The sequence below is a fragment of the Synergistaceae bacterium genome, from assembly GCA_017444345.1.
Taxonomy (GTDB): domain Bacteria; phylum Synergistota; class Synergistia; order Synergistales; family Aminobacteriaceae; genus JAFUXM01.
On record JAFSWW010000080.1, the window covers coordinates 58,432 to 78,510 of the forward strand.

The 20,079-nt window shown below is 41.2% G+C and carries 18 protein-coding genes; 1 reads left to right on the forward strand and 17 read right to left on the reverse strand.

Annotated features, from left to right (window positions below; translation table 11 throughout):
* Positions 1 to 2: 2 nt before the first annotated feature.
* The 17 genes from gspG to IJS99_05700 form a co-directional block, all read right to left on the reverse strand.
* On the reverse strand, positions 3 to 440 hold the full coding sequence (gene gspG, locus IJS99_05620) for a type II secretion system major pseudopilin GspG (protein ID MBQ7561292.1): 438 nt from the start codon (positions 438 to 440) through the stop codon (positions 3 to 5).
* Between the two features lie 25 nt (positions 441 to 465).
* Positions 466 to 1,620: a type II secretion system F family protein gene (locus IJS99_05625; protein ID MBQ7561293.1), complete on the reverse strand. Its 1,155-nt coding sequence runs from the start codon at positions 1,618 to 1,620 to the stop codon at positions 466 to 468.
* A 3-nt stretch (positions 1,621 to 1,623) separates the two neighbouring features.
* Positions 1,624 to 3,126, reverse strand: a complete 1,503-nt coding sequence (locus IJS99_05630) for a type II/IV secretion system protein (GenBank protein ID MBQ7561294.1) — start codon at positions 3,124 to 3,126, stop codon at positions 1,624 to 1,626.
* Between the two features lie 3 nt (positions 3,127 to 3,129).
* Positions 3,130 to 5,274 (reverse strand): type II secretion system secretin GspD, encoded by a 2,145-nt coding sequence (gspD, locus tag IJS99_05635; protein ID MBQ7561295.1) that lies wholly within the window; start codon positions 5,272 to 5,274, stop codon positions 3,130 to 3,132.
* A gap of 53 nt (positions 5,275 to 5,327) precedes the next feature.
* A complete protein-coding gene (locus tag IJS99_05640; protein ID MBQ7561296.1) occupies positions 5,328 to 5,636 on the reverse strand; it encodes a hypothetical protein in 309 nt (102 codons plus the stop codon).
* Between the two features lie 25 nt (positions 5,637 to 5,661).
* Positions 5,662 to 6,642, reverse strand: a complete 981-nt coding sequence (locus tag IJS99_05645) for a hypothetical protein (GenBank protein ID MBQ7561297.1) — start codon at positions 6,640 to 6,642, stop codon at positions 5,662 to 5,664.
* A gap of 7 nt (positions 6,643 to 6,649) precedes the next feature.
* Positions 6,650 to 7,228, reverse strand: coding sequence for a hypothetical protein (locus IJS99_05650; protein MBQ7561298.1), 579 nt, complete (start codon positions 7,226 to 7,228; stop codon positions 6,650 to 6,652).
* Positions 7,229 to 7,231: 3 nt separating this feature from the next.
* A complete protein-coding gene (locus IJS99_05655) occupies positions 7,232 to 7,741 on the reverse strand; it encodes a hypothetical protein (protein ID MBQ7561299.1) in 510 nt (169 codons plus the stop codon).
* A 9-nt stretch (positions 7,742 to 7,750) separates the two neighbouring features.
* Positions 7,751 to 9,046, reverse strand: a complete 1,296-nt coding sequence (locus tag IJS99_05660) for a hypothetical protein (protein ID MBQ7561300.1) — start codon at positions 9,044 to 9,046, stop codon at positions 7,751 to 7,753.
* Positions 9,043 to 10,011 carry a general secretion pathway protein GspK gene (locus tag IJS99_05665; GenBank protein MBQ7561301.1) on the reverse strand — a complete coding sequence of 323 codons (969 nt, stop codon included), beginning with the start codon at positions 10,009 to 10,011 and terminating at the stop codon, positions 9,043 to 9,045. The genes IJS99_05660 and IJS99_05665 overlap by 4 nt, the downstream gene beginning before the upstream one ends.
* Complete coding sequence (locus IJS99_05670) at positions 9,962 to 10,612, reverse strand: prepilin-type N-terminal cleavage/methylation domain-containing protein (protein ID MBQ7561302.1); 651 nt, start codon at positions 10,610 to 10,612, stop codon at positions 9,962 to 9,964. The genes IJS99_05665 and IJS99_05670 overlap by 50 nt, the downstream gene beginning before the upstream one ends.
* A complete protein-coding gene (locus tag IJS99_05675; GenBank protein MBQ7561303.1) occupies positions 10,609 to 12,693 on the reverse strand; it encodes an O-antigen ligase family protein in 2,085 nt (694 codons plus the stop codon). The genes IJS99_05670 and IJS99_05675 overlap by 4 nt, the downstream gene beginning before the upstream one ends.
* Before the next feature lie 28 nt (positions 12,694 to 12,721).
* Positions 12,722 to 14,269 (reverse strand): fused MFS/spermidine synthase, encoded by a 1,548-nt coding sequence (locus IJS99_05680; GenBank protein ID MBQ7561304.1) that lies wholly within the window; start codon positions 14,267 to 14,269, stop codon positions 12,722 to 12,724.
* 211 nt (positions 14,270 to 14,480) lie between these two features.
* Positions 14,481 to 15,926 (reverse strand): TrkH family potassium uptake protein, encoded by a 1,446-nt coding sequence (locus tag IJS99_05685; protein MBQ7561305.1) that lies wholly within the window; start codon positions 15,924 to 15,926, stop codon positions 14,481 to 14,483.
* Positions 15,916 to 17,310, reverse strand: coding sequence for a Trk system potassium transporter TrkA (trkA, locus tag IJS99_05690; protein ID MBQ7561306.1), 1,395 nt, complete (start codon positions 17,308 to 17,310; stop codon positions 15,916 to 15,918). The genes IJS99_05685 and trkA overlap by 11 nt, the downstream gene beginning before the upstream one ends.
* Positions 17,307 to 18,050: a hypothetical protein gene (locus tag IJS99_05695; protein ID MBQ7561307.1), complete on the reverse strand. Its 744-nt coding sequence runs from the start codon at positions 18,048 to 18,050 to the stop codon at positions 17,307 to 17,309. The genes trkA and IJS99_05695 overlap by 4 nt, the downstream gene beginning before the upstream one ends.
* An 83-nt stretch (positions 18,051 to 18,133) precedes the next feature.
* Positions 18,134 to 19,357 (reverse strand): ABC transporter permease, encoded by a 1,224-nt coding sequence (locus IJS99_05700; GenBank protein ID MBQ7561308.1) that lies wholly within the window; start codon positions 19,355 to 19,357, stop codon positions 18,134 to 18,136.
* 157 nt (positions 19,358 to 19,514) lie between these two features.
* Between IJS99_05700 and IJS99_05705 the strand changes: the two genes are divergently transcribed.
* Positions 19,515 to 20,048 carry a PH domain-containing protein gene (locus IJS99_05705; protein MBQ7561309.1) on the forward strand — a complete coding sequence of 178 codons (534 nt, stop codon included), beginning with the start codon at positions 19,515 to 19,517 and terminating at the stop codon, positions 20,046 to 20,048.
* Positions 20,049 to 20,079 lie beyond the last annotated feature (31 nt).

The following is a 20,079-nucleotide window of genomic DNA, read 5'->3' on the forward strand; positions in this document are numbered from 1 at the left end:
TTTTAGTCCTCGTTCGAAATATCTGCGTTTGTGCCTTCTCCGCCCTCTTCACCGTCCGGGCCGTAGCTGACAATTGAGATTCTGCCGTTCTGATTGCGATAAACGTAGGGATTCCCCCATGGATCTTCAGGGACTTTTTTGAGATAGCCGCCCTCTTGATAGTGTTTAGGAACTGGCGATGTTGTAGGAGCTGTAACAAGTGCCTCAAGTCCCTGCTGTGTTGAAGGGTAAAATCCGTTGTGCATTCTGTACATTTCTAGAGCGTCTTCTATACTCTTTATTTGAGTTCGTGCTGTTGTGCGCTGTGCTTCTGCGACTTGAGGGCCGATTCTGGGAACTACTAGGGCAGCCAGCAAACCTAGAATAACGACAACTACCATAATTTCAATCAGGGTAAAACCTGAACGGCGGCGCAATAAATATTTTTTCTTTTCTTGCATGATTATAATAACCTCCTGAAAAATTTTATTTAACAATTCCGGCTAAGTCAAACACCGGCGTTAATATTGCCAAAACTATAAATCCGACTGAGACTCCAAGCGTTAAGACCATTATGGGCTCCATCAAAGTCGAAAGTTTTTCCATTCGGGACTGGGCAATTTCCCGGCACTGTTCAGAGACATTTGTTAATGAACCTGCTAAATCTCCGCCCATTTCGCCGACTCTTACTACTGCGACTGTTTCTTCCTGCATTCCTATTTTTTCGAGTGCCTTGTCAAATCTATGTCCGGCCTTGACCATTTCGGCAGCATCGAGCCACCTTTGAGAGCTTGAGTCCATTGATGAGGCCATTCTCAAAGCCTGAACGAGCGGAATTCCCGATCTTAACAGCGTGCTTATATGCGACATAACAAGAGCCAGCGTTAATTGTCCCCTGATTCCCTTCATGAAAGGCATATTAAATTTTCGCCCTGTCTTGCGCATCCATAATAATAATATCCCGAATGCTAATAAAAGCCATAGCCCATAATTTGAGAGAAATTCAGACATTCCGATTAATATACGAGTAGGAAGGGGCAAAGTCTGATTCATGTCCTCAAAAAGTTCTGAAATCTTAGGCACAACATCTGTAAGCATGAAAGCAACGACTCCGACACCTACAACGGCCATAACTATTGGATATGTCATTGCACCGCGAATCTTGCGCCGTAAATCGTCCTCTAATTTGAACTCGTCAGCAGCTTCATTTAATACTGAAATAAGAGTCCCGCTCTGTTCACCTGACTCAGCGACCCGCCAAAGACTTTCACGAAATGCCCCGCACTCTGATAAAGCCGTGTGAAATTTCCTGCCGCCTTCAACTTCTGCTAAAATTTTTTCCATTACGGGCTTCATTACTTTATCGCGGGCTTGTTTTGACATGATTCTTAACGAGTCAGCAAGCGGCAAACCTGATTTTAAATACGAGGCTAGACTCCTGCAAAAGAATATATGCTGTTCGAGCGGCAATAATTTAATCTTGACTTTTCCGCCCTTTTTCTCTTCAGTCAATTTTACGTCAACAACAACAATTCCCCGTTCTGTGAGCCTGTCAACTGCCTGAATAGATGAGCCTGCTTCAATAGTACCCTTTGTGCTCTTGCCTTTAGAGTCATATCCTGAATAACTGAAATAAGGCATAATTTAATCTTCTCCTGCGACTCTTGCTAATTCGTCCGGTGAAGTCAGCCCCGATTGAACAGCAGAGAGTCCAATTTCCCATAAAGTTTTGAATCCGCTTTTACGTGCAATCTCGCGCAATTTTGAGGCCGGAGCACCTCCGACAAATGCCTCTTGAATCTCTTCATTAATTACAAATTGTTCATAGAGTCCGACTCGTCCCCTGTAGCCTGTATTATGACACTCTGAACAGCCGACCGGTTCAAATGCCCGTGTGAGTCCCTGTTTTGCCATCATGGCGGGGGGTGTTATTTCTCGTCTGCAATGAGGGCATAATCTGCGCGCGAGTCTTTGTGCTACAGTTCCTATCATACAGCTTGCTGCCAAATAAGGCTCTATACCCATATCCACGAGTCTTATAATTGCGCTGATTGAGTCATTCGTGTGCAGAGTCGATAACACTAAATGCCCGGTTAATGAAGCCTGTACGCCTATATGAGCCGTCTCAAAGTCTCTCATTTCTCCGATCATTACTATATCAGGATCTTGACGCAAAATTGAACGCAAAGCAGCAGCAAAAGTAACTCCGGCTTTCTCGTTTACTTGAATTTGAGCGACTCCGGGTAAAGCATACTCTACGGGATCTTCAACTGTAATAATATTTACTTCAGGACGCGCCAAAGCCTGCAAGATAGCATATAAACTCGTTGACTTTCCTGAACCTGTAGGGCCTGTAAATAAAATCATTCCGTGAGGTCTGTGTATAAGTTCGTCCATAATTGTGCGCTCGCGTTCTTCCATGCCTAAATCTTCAAGAGTCATGAGTCCATGTCCCTTATCAAGTAAACGCATTGCGATTCTTTCTCCGTATTGAGTCGGCACAAGTCCAACACGAACATCAACAGCTCTATCTCCTACAGTGATTCCTATTCTGCCGTCCTGAGGTGCCATGTGTTCGGCTATATCCATTCTTGACATGACTTTAATACGGCTTATTAGGGGAGCTTGATTTGAACGCGGTAATCTCAATCTATCCTGCAAAACTCCGTCAATCCTGAAACGCACTAATACTTCATCTTCGTAGGGCTCAACGTGAATATCAGTCGCGCGCTGTCTCAATGCATCAACGAACAGGCCATTAACAAGCCTTATAACGGGAACATCAACCGAGTCGCTTAATACGTCCTCGCGTGATAAATCATCTAAATCGTCAATTCCTTCGATATTTTTTGCGGCCTCGTCAGCTGCTACACTTCTTAAATCATATAAAGTGTGTAATAAATCGCCGATTTCCTTCTCGTCGCGAATCTCTAAATCAATCGGGAATCCCAAGGCAGTCCCTAAAATTTGAGCTTTAGGCCAAGCGTCAAAATCTACAGCACCGACAATTAATACACCGTCCTGAATTCTTAACGGGACAATTTTTGCCTGCCTTAGAACATCGAGTCCCATTCCGTCGGGTAAGAGACTCGATACTTCTTTTGCGTCAGGAAGAGGGGGGAGCGCATTAACTTCACTATCAGGCATTAATTACTTCCTCCTGAGACTGCGCTGATACATATCTCTAAATCTTGCGTCAATATCAGCTTCTACGGGACTGGCTCCGATATTCGTTAAATCCGGTCTTGCGTTGTCAGGCATTAATTTATTCACGTCGAAATTCATATCAGGCGACACAAAGCCCCTCGCAAATCCGGCAGCTCTCATTGTTGCGTGTCTCATTTCTTCAGGCGATTCGATAATTTGAGGCGTTAAGAAAATTACAAAGTCAACTTTTTCCTTTTCCTTTGACAATTTCTGAAAGAGTCCGCCTATTAACGGAATATAAGACAAGCCGGGGACTTTACGCTTCATTGATTTTTCCGTTTCCTTGATCATGCCGCCTAAAATTATAGTCTCACCGTCTGCAACTACAACAGAAGTAATAACTTCACGCTTTGAAGTAGTCGGAGTAGTAACTCCTGAAGCAGTCATAACATCTTCAGTAGTCTGCTTTATATCCATTGCGACAAGATTCCCGCTCCTGATATGAGGTGTAACTGTGAGAGTCAAGCCCGTATCTTTATAGTCATAATTATTCTGAATAGAATTCGGATTCGTTAAATCAGAAGTAGACCCCTTCATAACGGGAATAACATTACCGACTTTGAACGTGCTTTCTTTGTTATCAGTACACATTAAGCGAGGCACTGACAATACATTAACTGCGTCATAACGCTTTAATAATTCAATCGTGGCATACATTAATCCCATAGGCTGATAATTTGTAACTGTATAAGTAGATCCATTGCGCTCAAGTAATTCCTCACGCTTTGACAAATCATTGAACCATGTCATGAACTGTGAAGGCACTGACCCCTCGCCGAGCGACATATTACCGCCCAGCAATAAATTATCCCACATTTGACCGCCTAAGATTGACCAGTCTATACCGTTGCGATCTAAATTTGTTACGTTGATTTCAGCAATAAAGCCTCGTAATAAAATCTGTCTAGGCTGTATATCAATAGCGTCAAGAATCGGGACAAGTGCGTCATATTGTCTCTGAGTCGCAGCAAAAATTAAACTGTTAGTAGCAACATCAGGAACTACAGCAGCTGTGAATTTTGCCGAGTCAGCTCCCAGCATTGTATTTGTTGAAGCTAAAACTTTCCCGACTTGTTCGGCGGCGGCGGTTGCGTCAATATTCTTTAACTTGTAAATGTGAAAATCGCCTATTTTCGGGTCAACGTCTAAATCACTAATTATGCGGGCGGCCTTATCGATTGCGCTTGAACTCCCGACAACTACAACTTTTTTGCTTGGAACGTCGGCAATGGCATTTAATCCCTGAAGAGGGCCATTTGATTGAGCGATTGCGTTTAATTGTGCTGCTATAGTACCCGGATCTCCGTTATTGATTTCAAATGTCTTGCTTAATCTTGCACTTTGAGGCGTGTCCATTTTGCGGATTAACTCAACGCCTTTATTAACATCAATAGCCCGGCCCTGTAATAAAATATCGCGCCCGTTACCAACTGCCAAAGCTACGAGACTCGATCCAAATGCTTGTTGAATAGCCGGTAATAAACTTTCAATTGTTACATAATCAATCGGGACTATATATGTTACAGTTTCTTCACCGGGTCCGGGGCCTGTTTTGCTCCTGAAGACATTAGGCGACGGACTATTACCGCCCTGACGAACTATTGAATAACTGCCCATGTTTTGCAGCGAAAAATTATACATCTGCAAAGTTGATAACATGACTTCGCGGGCTTCTTTTATAGTAACAGGATGAGGCGAAATTATAGTTATTTTAGAATTTATATTTGGAGGCACAATTATATTTTCTTGCAAGACTTCAGACATAAAGCGCATAAATCTGACTAAATCGAAATCCTTAAAATTAAATTGTACGAGTCCCGCTCGTCTCATAGCTGCGGCAGAATCCATTAATGCTTGTTCCTGCTCTGGAGTCATTGCGTCGCCTTGTCCTGATTGCGGTTGAGCTGCCGGCTGATTTTGTGCAGGTCTCGGCGGTGCAGGTTGTGCAGGCGGTGCAGGCGTATTATTATTTCTAGGTGTTGTTCTGCTAATTCTCCGTGTAGCTGACTCCACGCTAGAACTTGATAAATCACTTAATAAAGCTATACTCAATAATATAATCAAAATTTTTATAAATCTTACTCTCAAATTTACAACATCCCCCGTCCCTTATTAAGATATGATAATACTACAAAATTTATTTATTCGGCAACATATATAACAGTTGACCGCCCCGACTCAAGAGTTATAGTAACGCGCTTATATTTCAGTTCATAGTCGTCAACAGGTATAGAAATATTATCACTGCGCCATGAAATTTTTGTGTCGTCTTCAGTTCCATTATCCGGCATATCTTTATCGACTTTGAATCTTAGCCAGATTTTTTCTGCTGCTGAAATTAATTCGCGCTCGATTCGTAATTCTCCCAATAATTTATAAGACATCGCTATTAATCTAAACCCGCCGGAAATTACGAGTCCAGCAATCGCAACAGAAACAAGCACCTCCATTAAAGTAAATCCGCGTCTTCTCATTTTATTTCACGACATAACGCAAGGCCGTTGACTGCCCTTTACGAGTAACTTCAACGTCAAATCTCTCACTGTTCATGAGTGAATTAATAGAATTTGCTATATCGCCCATATTTGTGAACGGGATTCCATTAACGGACTTGATAATATCACCCTTTTGAACTCCTAAACGCTTTAATATGCTTTCATTCTGGATCCATTGAACTTCGAGTCCTCCCGCGCTTTCATTAGGTCTGATTCTGATTCGCTTTAACTCGTCAAAAGGATTTTGCACGAGCTGACTCACTAATTCGCTTGAGACTTCGCCGTCCTGTTTACCCGGTTCAGCAGCTACGATATTTCCGAGCTTGGCAGGTTCGGGCGTGTTTCTCTTAGGAGCGGGTGCAGGTTTAGGAGCTTCTGTTTTGACCGGGCCGAATACCATTTTTTTAGTAACTCGTTTCTTGCCCTGTGTGAAAGTTGCTTCACGATAACTGACACTCGATAATTTCCAGCGTTCTATTTCCTTCCCGATAAGAATTAAATTTAGATTTCCATTTTTCTCGACCCATGCGCTGATTCCCGGAAAAGTCCCCCGCAAAATTACATCGTCTAAAGTAGTTGGAGGCTCTGGCGGTGTTACTTCTTTAGAGACCGGGGCGGGCTCATTTGATACGACTTTGAGCGGCGAAATCTGAAAAGGGTTTGACGAAATAAAAGCAGTGAATCCCCTGTCTTGATTCGATAAATTGCTGTCTTGAGCTTGACTCCCGGTAACTGCGCTGTCAACGACTCCGGAATTCCCGGCGAGAAAATCAAGCCCATAACCGAGTCCGACTCCAGCTAAACGGCCGGCAGCGAGTCCCACTAAAAGCGGCAATACTAACAGCCAAGTTTGATAAATCTTCCCGCCCGACTCTTTCTGCGATGACTCCTTCTCCTGTTTATTTGCTTTAATACGCCTTACACGTGAAGACTGCAAAGCGTCTCTTAACCTGTCTAACATTTATAAATTATTTCCTCCTTAAGTACCAGCGATCGCCCTCTTGAACTAAAGGCAAGAAATTACGCAGCATATTCAAATTATTTGCAAATTCTTCGGGAACATTTAATTGCGCGTCAGATCGTCCAATTCTCATATTTGCGGGTGAAAAAGTTATATAGCCGTTGACTGCAAAATCTCCGTTAGTTCGTAATTGTTCCAGCAAGATTTCATTTCGCCCGGCTGTCAGCAAAAAACGTCCATCCCCAAAATTATAATTTGTCCCGAGTCTCAAATTTCCGCCTTTAAACGAAATATCACAAACCGGAGCAAGGCTTAATATACTCGCTAAAATTCTCGGCCGTATAGTAATCGAACTCAAAGAAAAATTTACAGTCCCATTCAGGGCCAAATTACTAACTGTGAAACCGTCCGACTCGCCTGATACATCAGAAAAATTTAAACGCATTCCACGAGCATTTAACTGAGAATGAGCTATTGACATTGCAAACTTGCCCACTTCTCTATATGGCAGGAAAATCCATAATGCATAAACGAATCCCGCCAGCAATAATAAAATTTTTATGATAGTTAATAAAGATTTCTTCATGATTTAATTCATCGGCCCTATTATAGCTGAAATAGTAAACAATCTCTCTTGACCTGCAGGAAGTGCCCTAAGTTCAAGCGCAATAAATCTGACTCCGCGAGCTGCTAAAAGCTGTTGAAGTTCGGCAAATTCTTCGGCATAAAGTCTATTAATTTCGACTGATTGATTACGGCCGTCTGGAGTGATTCTATTTACACGGCTGCCGAGTTCCATTCTTTCAGAGACTTGCGCGAAAATTGTCGGGACATCAACATTTGAAGGAGTATTATTTTTCTTGTTATCTTTAGGAGCGATTGATTTATACTCGTCTGAAAGAGTCAAAAGAGTCCTTAATCGTGATTGCTGAGCTCGTAAATTTGTCTGACTCTGTGCTGCCCAGCCGTTAATAACAAGAACTCCGACCCATATAGCAAGAGTCAAGACGAGAATAACAATAAATTTTATGCTTCCTGCTGCCTCACCGCGTGCGATATTTTTTGCGTTATTAAAAACTTGTTCGAGATTCAATGCCATTTTTTATATTTACCACCTTACGCGCATATCAAATCTAAATCCTATACCTGATACAAATTGAGTGTTATCGACTTGTGCGAGCCTTGCCCGGCCTTCCCATGCCTTCCTGAAATTCAAAACTGTAGTCATATCCGGTGCTGTTCCTGTGCAGTCGATTCCCTCGGAATTATAGCGAATTATATCAAGCCTTATATCCATGCTTTGAGTCTGCGTAAAAATTTCGCCTATATCAGCAAGCACTTCTTCCAAAGGGTGAGCGGCTTGGCCTGTGTTAGTCAACGAGTCAATCTTATCGCGCGCAAGTGTTACAGGATTTGAGATTCGCCCGGTATGTGAAGGATCAAAATTTTGACGATAAATTTTTTCGCTGCGTGTTCTTAATTCTTGAACTTGTCCCTGAAGTTGATTCCAGCGTAAATAACTCGCTGATATGGCCGCGACTCCAAGCACTAAAAGCCAAATTGCCGCACGAGTCATAAATTTTATATTGCGCTCTAGGTCAATAGCTCCCTCAAGTGCCGAACGGGATAAATTTATATTATTCAGCCACGGACAAATTTTTAAACTCTCGCTAATCATGCCGCGAAATTCTTTATTAGACTCCTCGTCGTCCTCGTCATTGTTGCCTGATACGTTAATAATAAAATTCCCGCCGCGTTCTAATTCACGAGTTTTGCAGTAATTATCATACCAAGCTATTTCTTTATTTTCCGAGTCCTCGCCTGTAACTTTCCGCCAGCGGTATAAAACGGGTTTATTATTCTGCCATAAAATCGAGCAAATATTTTCTTCGTCTATATATGCAGTTATCCCCGTGCCGTTGTATTCTTTCAAGCGAGAAATAAAAGGCAATGGAGCGGGCCAAATTTTATTACTTGCGCCGGACTCATATGAGAAACTAGGCAAATTTAACTCTTCGGGCGAAACATACCAAACAATTCCATTAACTGAACGCCCGGACTTTGCGATAACGACGGGGAATAATTCGAGCTTCCCGGCCGCTGAATATGGCATAACTTGAAGTCTTAAGGCCTCGCGAATCTTAGTATTACCGGAAAAAGGGAACGCAAAATCTTCAAGTGAAAGCGACCTCATAGGGACAAGAGTAATAAAATTTTTCGCTGATTCTTGACTTGATGCGATAATCTTTATAACTTTGCGGCTCTCTTGATACTCTTCGCCGTTCTCGTCATTTGTACCCTTCTCGTGAATCTCTAGAATCCTGCGAAATTCTGTATCAGTGAAATCTTCTCCCGTTTTCTTCCTGAATAAATTTTCTATGTTCATATTTAAATCTAGCTTCATGATTCCTCCCATTTGATTATCTGCTTAGAGTCTCTATCTAATATTATATTAAATGATTTGCCCCCGTTGCCTGTATCGTCAAGACATTCAATTTTCAGCAAAAAATAACGGCTCTTGAATCCGATTAAATTTGTTAATTTGTTGCTGCTTTTAGCTGAAAATCCGGGAAGTTTCCGCAAATCCGCCATATCTTTAATAGGTGTCTCTGCTCTAGTGCGTTCGATTCTTTCTGCGACTCCTCCTGTATCAAGACCGGGCATTAACTCCATGACATAAACGGGAGCGACATTTATATTAATTTTGCCGTCGCTGTAAACTGTGCAGTAATCAACAAATCCCTTTTTGCCTTCTGAACCGTATAATAATTCTTGGGGAATATCGCGGCTCAACATCATTAATTCTGACGGGTCATAGGGTGCTCTATTAATGAATTCTTCACGTTCAGAACTTCCGACTCTGGGTTTGTCGTTCCTGTCAATAAAGTCAAGCACTACATTTGAATTATTTACATTGCCGATTTTGCGCCATAATTCTTCCCATAATTCCGAGATTTCGCGCCTCAAAGTATTACCATCGGGCAAGAATAAATTTCTAAGGGGGATTTTATCATCTAAGGGGACAATTTGAGCGACCCAGATTCCTAAATCATTTCCGAGCGGCAAAATAAAAGGCTGGTACCATCTTTGATCGGCGGGGCTGTCATATTTAAATTGTGCGGCGACTTGAGTCAATGCTTTCATTACTACAATTGCGAGAACATCGGCCATGCTTCTGCGTTCAATTGCGCGTAATTCTTGGCCTGTAGTCCTGACTTGAGCACGAACGAACCAGCTAAAAGCCGTAGCACATGAAATTAATAACACTCCCAGCATTAAGACACTCACGAGGACAAAGCCGGATTTTCTTGATTTATTTTTACGGGAACACGATAACGCTTTCGAGTTCGTCAAGATTTTCGCTTTCATTATTATTTACTCCGTTATTAATTATTTGCGTATTATCTAAATTTTTGCGTGAAATTTTTATATATATTCCATGAGGAAGAGGCCCCGCAAAATCTTTCTTGTTATCATCGGCGCGTGAATTTGTAGGTACTTCGACTTTAAATGCGCTTACATAGGGCAGAACGAGCTGACCGTCTTCACCTCTTAATTTTTCGTGATTTATAGAATTCGGAGCCTTCCCGGGAATGATCCATCTATATAGACCGGGGATTATATTATTATTATTAATTCCGCCCTCGTTGAGCTTATAAACGAGAGTCCCGGCCGGCAGCCCCTGAACAGACGGAGCAGAACTCATAATCATTAAAATATCGTCATCTCTATTTCCCATTGATTCATGATCTATAATAGTTATCACATTTGCGGCCAGTCTCATGGCAGAATTTAGATCACGCGTTATAAAATTCATTGTGCGCTGTAATGCCGAAACATCCGAGTATCTTTCTTGAGTCTCTACTACTCTTCTTACTGTAAAGACTACGGGAGCAAGCGCAAGAGTGGCCAGCATTCCCGTAAGCATAACAGCAATTAATATTTCTAAGAGTGTAAAACCTTTTCTCATTTGCTAGTATTATTATTTCGCGCTTCAGGTGCCGGACCGTTCGCAATAACAAGAGCGTCAAATATATTTCCTTTTTCGTCTCTGTGACGCTGCCTCACTAAATGATAAGTACCGGGCTTGAAATAGCTTACCAGCTCGATTAATGCATTCTGAATCTGATATTTTTGCGCATAAGTCAATAACCTGTTAATATCTTCTGAGTGAGGCTCCCTGTGAAAATGCTGCCATAAAGTATTAAAGCCTCGTGCAATTAATTCGCGGTCGTTAGTCTGTTCACCTAACTGTAAATAATGATACCCGATATTTCTCTGTGCTTCCTCGTATACAATCGGATGTTTTGCGGCCTCATTGAGTAAATTAATTTGCAAATTTGGATTCTGAGTCGATAAGGCCTGACGTAATACATAATTCCCGTAAATCCCATCTGAAATATATAACACTCCGGCAATTGATGAGGCTATACAAATCAGCCCGATTATATTCATGAATGCTTTTGACTTGAAAGCAGGAAATTTCAATTTATCACCGAAAAATTCACGATTAGACAAGGCAAATGCTAAAGTTATCCATACCATATTCTCTATCCTGTGAAATGGACGGGTGAAAATCGCACAAAAAGTTATCAATGACGTTAAACCGAGTGCCCAGACAGCATTAATATTTATTTCCTTGCGCTTGATTAAGCCCCTGACAGCCGGAACGAACCACGCAAGATACATAATAATTAATATTATCCCCCCGATATAGCCGCCTTCACAGAACCATTGCAAAAACTCATTATGCGCCCAGTGGGTATATTGCCATACGTACCAGTCATTATTAAATATTTTGAAGCCCTCGCGCTGTGCCTCCATATAGTGCCATTTATATTGACCAGTGCCGACTCCTAATGGGTGCTCTCTGAACATTGCGTAAGAAGTTGACCAGATCCCCCGCCTGTTGCCTATATTTTCCGCGTGTTCAATTATATCCGCAGTCTTCTCAATAAGACCGCCTGCACGGCTTGAACTCGTAGAGACCCAGAAGACAGCGAGCAAGACAATCATAACCGCCCCGAATCTGATTACATAATTACGGTTAAATTTCCATGCCGCTATAATTAACATGACAAGAAAGCCGCTCACAAGTGCAAGAAATCCCGATCTGCTCGTCGAATTCAGCAAGCCCCAGAAATTTATACCTGCTAAGAATAATAAAATCACGCTGTAATAAACTCTCTTGTCATTGCCGAGATAAAACGCGAGCGCAAAAGTTCCCAGCATGAATAATCCGGCCAAGATCGCAAGTAAAATATTTCCATGTTCAACCGCAAATTTTAAGCATATAACGCCCAGTGCAAGACTTACAGCAGGGGAATAAATTTTTTTGCCGTGTTCGTCCGAGTCATTTTTCCATGCGTCATAGACAAATAAATATATAGCTCCTAAAGCTGCTACGGCTGTCCATAATCCGAACATGTTTTGCTGTGCAGTGTTGCCGATATAATTTCCGGGAGTCGGCAAGATTATGCTGCTAAATTGCTTGAGTGATTCAAAAATTGTCCCGTCAAGAAATGAGAAATTATTTAGATCCCTAATCTGAAGCTCTGCATATAACACGTTCAAAGCCGCGTTTAAATTCCCTAATAATAATACATAACGCAAGCCGTTATCAGGAAATGACGAGACGCTTATAACATAGAATGCCCAGACAGCAAGAAAGCATACCATCTCAAGCGCGAATCCAGTCGGAGAAAATATTTTTACCCATAAAGGCTGTAATGCAGAATAAGCAAGCAAAACCGCCCATATAATCGCAAATATATCAATCTTGAATCTAATTTTATCCTTGCCATAAATCAATAATCTCAAGCCGGCAACAAATACAGCTATTGCAATGGGAACTCCTGTAACTGTCCATTTTATAACGTGCAGAGTGTCAGCAAATTTTATACCGGAATATACTAGATTAGGCAGTGCCAGCGATATAAACCATAGGGGCAGCAATATCCAAACAGGCACTAGGGGAACTTGAATATATTTATCGGGTATCTTATTAATTTTTGCCCTATCAAGTGAAAGCAGCTTTTCTTTTTTCTTCATGTATTAATTAACTCCTTAAAAAATTTATTTATTGCACAAGTGTATATCTCTCAACAGGAGCAAATGAATCGCTGAATGCCGGTATTGCTGGATTTGGCACAAAGGGTTCAAGCCACTGATGAGAAAGTAAGGCCGAAATTTTTGCGTCAGGAGTAGGCGACACTGTAGAAGCTGTATCTCCCATTCCTACGAGTATAATATTTTGCAAAATTTGCGCGTATTTAGGCTCATCGAATAAAACCGGAAATATCATCATAGTACTAAATGACGTATTAAACGCTTTATATATCCCATGAAAGACTCCGGATTTAGTGCCGTAAAGAGACGCTATAATATTTACAATTAATGTGCCGTCGGGATTCAATAATTCGCGCAGTCTCTCAGCAGTCTCTATCGTGGTCATCTGAAACGGTATCGAAGTCCATGAGCTGAAAGTGTCCATTAAAATCGCGTCATATTTCTCGAAACCGGCTTTTATTGCACGATTTAAGAAAGTTCTTGCGTCCTCGTGAAAGATTCTCAAATTCGGGTGATCCTTCAAATCAAAATATACCCGCGCCGTGTCAGTTATTCCCGGGTCAAGCTCTACTACATCAATCGAGACATCAGGACGTTCTGACAATAAATAACGAGGGAAGCAATAACCGCCCCCGCCAAGCATTAAAACTTTTTTTGTGTCAGGCTTATAGTGAAATGCTAAATCATAAAATTTTGTGTAACTGCTTACTAATTCCGAGGGATTATCAAGATACATTAATGATTGAGCCGCGTCGGGATTTGTGATTAATACTCTTAAAGGCCGGCCCGTTCGAGTATTCCTTGCGTCATGGTCAATTATTGAAAGGTGATTATACGCTGTATCAATTTGGACTCCGCGAGGTGTAAAGGGTAAGCCTAAATTTTCAGCCGCATATGTAGCTCCGGCAAGTATAAATAATAATAAAATATTTCTCCATGCTCCTGTGTATACGAGAACTGACAATAAAGCAATCAAGCTCGATAAAAGCATTAAGATAATCCCCGACGGAAATAGAGAAATCAGCACAAAGCCGCCTAAAAATGTTCCCAGAATGCTCCCGGCTGAATTCAAAGCCGATAAACGCCCGACGACTGCACCCGACGAGTCAACATTCTGCATAGCAAGACGAGCTACAAAGGGCGATACCATACCGAGTAATATGCTGGCTGGAGCAAATATAATTACTGCTGCAAAGACTGAAGCGAGATATAAATTTAATACAAGAGACTGCAGCCACGTTAAAATCATGTTGCTTGAATATGCAGTGATTGCTATTATTATCGCAGTAAAAATTAATATCCGTCCGAGTAATTTTGCGTCTGGATTCTTGTCAACAACTGCACCGCCCAGCCAGTTCCCTATACATAGACTCGTCATAATTATGCCGATTAATGCAGTCCATACTATTAATGATGTCCCGAAAAAAGGAGCTACCATCCGCGAGCCTGTTAACTCAAGTATCATAGTAGCTGCTCCGCTGAAAAATGAAACTAGCTGTAAACGTAATTGAATCTTGACTCGTAATCTATTATTATTTCTGTAATCGTAATCATTCAAAATTTTTGTCAACTCCCTATGTGAAATTATAAAATATTTTAAAGCCTAAATTTTGATTTAATGCAAAAAATTTCATAAATAATATTACTCAATCATGCAAATATCATGGAAAATTTTTTATGTGAATTCTATACACACGCAAGCCGAGTCTTTTATTCCCTCCCTTCTTTTCTCTAGTCTACGTAAATAAAACGCGCTGATAATCAAAATTTTATTTCTTGTAAGTACCCGGCATAAACAATAACAAGACCGCAAATAATTCAAGCCTTCCTGCTAACATACAAAACGAGAACAGCCATTTTACAAAACTGGGCAGCCACGCAAAATTTTCTACTGGCCCTAAAGCATTCAAACCCGGCCCGACATTGCTTAAACATGTTACAACGCCGGTAAAAGCCGTCAATAATTCAATACCAAATGCCGTAGTTATGAGAGTCGCTCCTGATAAAATCGCCATGTATAACACGAAAAATGCAGCTGATGAGTCCATTGTGCCTTTAGGAATCGGACGACCGTTTAATCTTGCTGTAATTACTGCGCGGGGGTGTAATAACCTCCAAATTTCTGACTTTAACTGCCGGCCTATTATGATAAAACGCGAGACTTTACAGCCGCCTCCCGTTGAACCTCCTGACGCTCCTATGAACATTAACAGGACAAATATAAATTTTGTGAGTTCAGGCCATAAATTATAATCTTCAACGATAAATCCCGTCGTTGTCATGACGCTTACAACATGGAAAAATGTACGTCTCAAAGTATGCTCGATTCCCTGAAAAGCTCCGGCAAAATATAAAGCTATTGACATTACAAGAGCCGCTATCACAGTAATTAATAAATATGATTTAAACTCTTCATCGGCAAGAAATTCGCGGAATCTTTTATTTAATATCAGGAAATATAACGAGAAATTAACCCCGCTTGCGAACATAAATATTATTATGACCCACTGAATAAACGGACTCGTGAAATATGCTATAGAATTATTTTTTGTAGAAAATCCGCCCGTCGCTATAGTTGAACATGAATGTGCAAACGCGTCAAATAAAGTCATCCCCCCGAAAAATAATAATACCGTCTCAATCAAAGTAAAAGCTACATAGACACCCCATAAATATATAGCCGTCTGATGTAAACGGGGAGTCAATTTTTCAGCAGTTACTCCGGGGACTTCAGCTTTGTACATTTCCATGCCTGAGACTCCTAAGAAGGGCAGGACTGCGAGACTTAATACTATTATTCCCATTCCGCCCATCCAGTGAGTAAGAGAACGCCATAATAAAATCCCGCGCGGCAATGATTCTATATCAGTCATTATAGTAGCTCCCGTAGTTGTGAATCCTGACATAGTCTCAAAAAATGCGTCCGTGTAACTCACATAACCGGCAAAATAATAAGGCAATGCACCCAGTAATGACGCAGCAATCCACGAGAATCCAGTAATGCCGACCCCCTCGCGAATCCCTATTGAAGACTGCGAGCCTTTGGAGTAAATCCGCAAAATAATACACGTTATAATTCCCGTAAACATTGACAAGGCAAATGCGCCCGAGTCCTTGCTGTCATCATATAGGGCAATCAACAAAGACGGAATCATTGCGAACGATACTACTAGACAAATTAAGGCAATTACGCCAGCTACTGTTTTAGTCTTCATGGGTCAAATCTGCTCCGAATAATTTTGCGGCATCAGGCATCATTGAAGTCAACGCAAATAAAATTACATGATCCCCCGCTAAAATCTTTGTCGCTCCGGTCGGGACTAATACATCATCACCGCGTCCGAGTAAGGCAACTATAACGCCCTTCTGTAAACGCAGCTCCATTAAACTTTTGCCGATTAAATCATTATCTTCTTTCATTACGACTTCTAACATTTCAGCGTTAATTTTTTCTATCATTGAATATGCTAGAGTATGACGCGGATAACGTACGACTCTTAATAACAAATTTGCAAGTGCTTCGTTAGGGTCAACAATAGCGTCAACTTTCATAGATTGAGTTAAATCCTGATAATCTTTGCGCTTTACTATCGCAATAGTTTTTTTCGCGCCCATGTTCTTAGCTATGACTGAATAAATTAAATTAAGTTCGTCCGAGTCAGTCGCACAAACATAACCGTCAGCCGATTCGATTCCTTCTTCAGTGAGACTCTTTTTATCTGCACCGTCGCAATTTATTACAAGAGCCTCCCCGAATTCTTCAGAAAGTTTTTCACATCTCGCAGGATCTCTATCAACTAAACGCAGACTCACATTTCCGAAATCTCGTCTAACTCGCTGGGCGATTTGAGTTCCCAGTTTGCCGCCTCCAACGATAAATAATTTTTTTAACGGCCGGGATTTTTCCGGATCTGGCTGGAATAACCCCTGCAAAGTATCAGCACTCTTCTTATAAGTAACTACATAACATGTATCGCCTGCATTCAAAATAGTAAAGCCGTTGGGAACTCCTGCTTCTCCATTTTCACGAGTAATATATACGAATACCGCTATTAATTCCGGAAATTTTGGGCGAATATCCTTCAGTGCCATATTTACGAGCGGGGAATTTTCCGAAATTTTTAGAGTGTATAGAGCTGCCCTGCCGTCTAATAATTCAGCAGTATGAGTCGCCGAACTCACGGCCAAGAGTCCTATTACCTCGCGAGCTATTGACCTTTCTGGAGAAATCATCATGTCGATTCCTAATTTTTTGCCCCAGTCAGGCGAGTCTGTGAACTCTAAATTTCTTGCGCGTGAAATGACTTTGGGAACTCCGGCACTTTTTGCGATCCAGCAAGCTAACATATTTACTTCGTCGCGGTTAGTGCAAGCGATTAACATATCGACATCTCCACCGGGAATTACTCCTGCCTGTGCTAAAACTTGAGGGCGGGCACCGTTCCCCCTTATGACTTGTACGTCAAGTTCTTCGGCATTTTTCGCGTTAGTCTCGTTATTGTCGACTAAATAAATATCATGCTCTTCGTTCTCATCGCTTGAAAGATTTCTAGCAACATTGCGGCCTATTTCTCCGGCTCCTACAATAACAATTTTCATGATTTACGCTCCCACTTACACAAAAAATTTGCGCTAGGTTTCTTTACGCCCTCACGTAAAATTTTATAGGCGAATAAATTTTTTTGTGAATCTAATTTTGCGATTTGAATCGTAATATTTTCGCCGAGTTTTGCCCCGCTCCTGAATGATGCCGATAAATTTTTAAGCTCATAATTCATTAAGTCAATCGGGGTCGAGTCAAATATCCATCCGAAATAAACGGCGTTATTAACATGTGAGTTATAATCTAAATCGTGAAAAGTTACCTGCTTTGTGAATGTCTTAATAATTTGCGAGTCGTCAAAGTCCGGAATCTCTCGAAAATTTGAATCTATTTCCGGCGTATCATTCGTAATTATTTCAGGAAGATGTGCGGCTGCTTTTACTGCCCGGCCTGCTGCTAAGTCTAATAAAATCCAGCTGGTTTTTGCATAAATTATTAATTTGCCATTATCTGACTCGACCTGAAAGACTCTCAGAGTATTATAACCGTGCGAGGGGTCATGATAAGTCTTGATATAAAATTTTTCGTCTAAAACTGGGAGTCTCTCTATAAAATCAATCTCATAACGAGTCAAGACCCATGAATATCCCCGCGCGTTAAGTTCTGTTGCTGTTCCCTCTATGTCATCAACAGCGAGCCCGGCCGTGTCCTGAAAGTGATCAAGCAAATTTTTCAGCTTTATCGAGCCTATACAGGACGAGTCAGAAGGCATTACCTTAATTTCTCGTGAATACATGAAAATATATTAATCCTTTCAAATTAAATTAAACATGTAAATTTTTCATGTATTGTAACAGGCAATCAAGGAAAATAAAAAATTTATTCTGCTCTAAGTGCTACAATGGGATCTAAATTTGAAGCCTTCCATGCCGACCAGAATCCGAATAAGACTCCGACAAATGCAGAGAACCCCGCAGCAACTATTATTGCATTGATTGATATAATAATCGGCCAGTTTAAAAAATGTCCTATAGCGTTAGATACTCCAACACCGCCCGCGATTCCTATTGCACCGCCTAAGAGTGAAAGCACTACAGCCTCCGTTAAAAATTGCGCTCTAACATTTGAAGGCCTTGCACCTACTGCCATTCTTATGCCGATCTCGCGAGTCCTCTCAGTTACTGACACAAGCATTATATTCATTATTCCGATTCCGCCGACTAATAACGAAATTGAAGCCACCGAGCCTAAAAGAGTACTCATTATATTAGCCGTATTCGTTGCATTTTCCTGTACTTCCGTTAAATCTCTAATTTGGAAATCGTCGGGCATTCCTTCTGATAATCTGTGCCGCTGCCTTAAAATCGAAATTATTTCGTTCTGAGCTGCTTCAAGTGAGTCTTTGTCCCTTGCCTGTACGTTAACGCGCCTTACATTGTCGACTCTAGGGCCTGAACGTGATAATCTTCTTTGTACAGTTGTAACAGGAGCTAAAATAAAATCGTCTTGATCCTGCCCCCATGCATTTGCGCCCTTCTTTGTAGTCAAGCCCACGACTTTAAATGGGATACTGCGAATTCTTACTGTTTCACCGACCGGGCTTGAATATCCAAATAATTCTTTTGCTACAGTCGGACCGATTACACATACTTTTGCCGCGCTTTTTACGTCTTGATCCGTGAAGATTTCTCCCTCTGCAATTGACCAGTTTCTAACCTCTAAAATATCCTGTGTACTGCCCATTATACTAGTGTTCCAGTTTGAATTACCGTAAATAATTTGTCCGCTTGAATTAACTTCGGGAGCTGTCCGAGAAATCGCAAAACCTTCATTAGCAAGTGCATAAGAATCCGCGAGCGTTAAAGAATTCCCCGAACCTGCCGCACCCCTTGCGCCCGTCGTATTAGGCGGAGCAGGAAATACCATTATTAAATTTTGTCCGAAACCTGCTACAAACTGTTCAACTTGCTGTGCCGAGCCTTGTCCTATAGCTACCATTGTGATAACTGCTCCGACACCGATAATAATTCCCAGCATTGTAAGAAGTGAGCGAGTCCTATTTCCTAATAATGACAATAAAGCAGTCTTCAAGATTTCCATGATTAAATAATTTCACTTCCTGATAAATAATAAATAAATAAAAATTTTCTAGCTATTATAAATCACTGTTCATGTAAATTTTACGGAAAAATTTTTTTATTTGCTATAATAATCGCGATTTCAGACAAGAAATTTATTTTATGAAGGAGGAAATTTTTTAATGGAACCTGTTTATAAGTATTACAAATCGGCGTGGAAGAGCTTTTATAAAACGTGGCTGCTCATGTTATTAATTCTTGTTGCTGCGTGTGCACTGTCATTGTATACCCCGTTGAAAGAACACTCAAAATGGTTGTGGATAATCGTAGCAGTTATTGAAGTCTGCTTATTCTTATGTATGGCAGTTAAGCGCAAGACAATGCAGTTAATTTTACGCGATAATCCCGACAAGCCCGAAGATCAAGAAGTCGCATTTATCATGTATAACCCGTTCAAGCCGTTCAGCTCGGATTTTAACAAGTCTGTAGAAATAGGCCTGTCAGAAATTAAGCATATTGAAGTCGGTCAAACAATGATGCAGACGATTTTAGGAGTCGGCGATTTGATTGTTACTTCAGCAGGAACGGGCGGAGAAGAAATTATCGCGAAAAATATTCCTCATCCTAAGACAGTACGCGATGAGATTCAAGTTCACGCACGCAAATATAAGAAGCCTAACCCTACGCAAATTATCGTGGAACAACCGCAGCAATAATAAAATTTTCAGGGAGTCAAAGCGGCTCCCA

What these genes read in the sequence shown, in the direction of transcription:
- gspG (MBQ7561292.1), bottom strand. Translation starts at nt 440, where the DNA reads ATGCAAGAAAAGAAAAAATATTTATTGCGCCGCCGTTCAGGTTTTACC.
- IJS99_05625 (MBQ7561293.1), bottom strand. Translation starts at nt 1,620, where the DNA reads ATGCCTTATTTCAGTTATTCAGGATATGACTCTAAAGGCAAGAGCACA.
- IJS99_05630 (MBQ7561294.1), bottom strand. Translation starts at nt 3,126, where the DNA reads ATGCCTGATAGTGAAGTTAATGCGCTCCCCCCTCTTCCTGACGCAAAA.
- IJS99_05640 (MBQ7561296.1), bottom strand. Translation starts at nt 5,636, where the DNA reads ATGGAGGTGCTTGTTTCTGTTGCGATTGCTGGACTCGTAATTTCCGGC.
- IJS99_05645 (MBQ7561297.1), bottom strand. Translation starts at nt 6,642, where the DNA reads ATGTTAGACAGGTTAAGAGACGCTTTGCAGTCTTCACGTGTAAGGCGT.
- IJS99_05650 (MBQ7561298.1), bottom strand. Translation starts at nt 7,228, where the DNA reads ATGAAGAAATCTTTATTAACTATCATAAAAATTTTATTATTGCTGGCG.
- IJS99_05655 (MBQ7561299.1), bottom strand. Translation starts at nt 7,741, where the DNA reads ATGGCATTGAATCTCGAACAAGTTTTTAATAACGCAAAAAATATCGCA.
- IJS99_05660 (MBQ7561300.1), bottom strand. Translation starts at nt 9,046, where the DNA reads ATGAAGCTAGATTTAAATATGAACATAGAAAATTTATTCAGGAAGAAA.
- IJS99_05665 (MBQ7561301.1), bottom strand. Translation starts at nt 10,011, where the DNA reads ATGAAAGCGAAAATCTTGACGAACTCGAAAGCGTTATCGTGTTCCCGT.
- IJS99_05670 (MBQ7561302.1), bottom strand. Translation starts at nt 10,612, where the DNA reads ATGAGAAAAGGTTTTACACTCTTAGAAATATTAATTGCTGTTATGCTT.
- IJS99_05675 (MBQ7561303.1), bottom strand. Translation starts at nt 12,693, where the DNA reads ATGAAGAAAAAAGAAAAGCTGCTTTCACTTGATAGGGCAAAAATTAAT.
- IJS99_05685 (MBQ7561305.1), bottom strand. Translation starts at nt 15,926, where the DNA reads ATGAAGACTAAAACAGTAGCTGGCGTAATTGCCTTAATTTGTCTAGTA.
- trkA (MBQ7561306.1), bottom strand. Translation starts at nt 17,310, where the DNA reads ATGAAAATTGTTATTGTAGGAGCCGGAGAAATAGGCCGCAATGTTGCT.
- IJS99_05695 (MBQ7561307.1), bottom strand. Translation starts at nt 18,050, where the DNA reads ATGTATTCACGAGAAATTAAGGTAATGCCTTCTGACTCGTCCTGTATA.
- IJS99_05705 (MBQ7561309.1), top strand. Translation starts at nt 19,515, where the DNA reads ATGGAACCTGTTTATAAGTATTACAAATCGGCGTGGAAGAGCTTTTAT.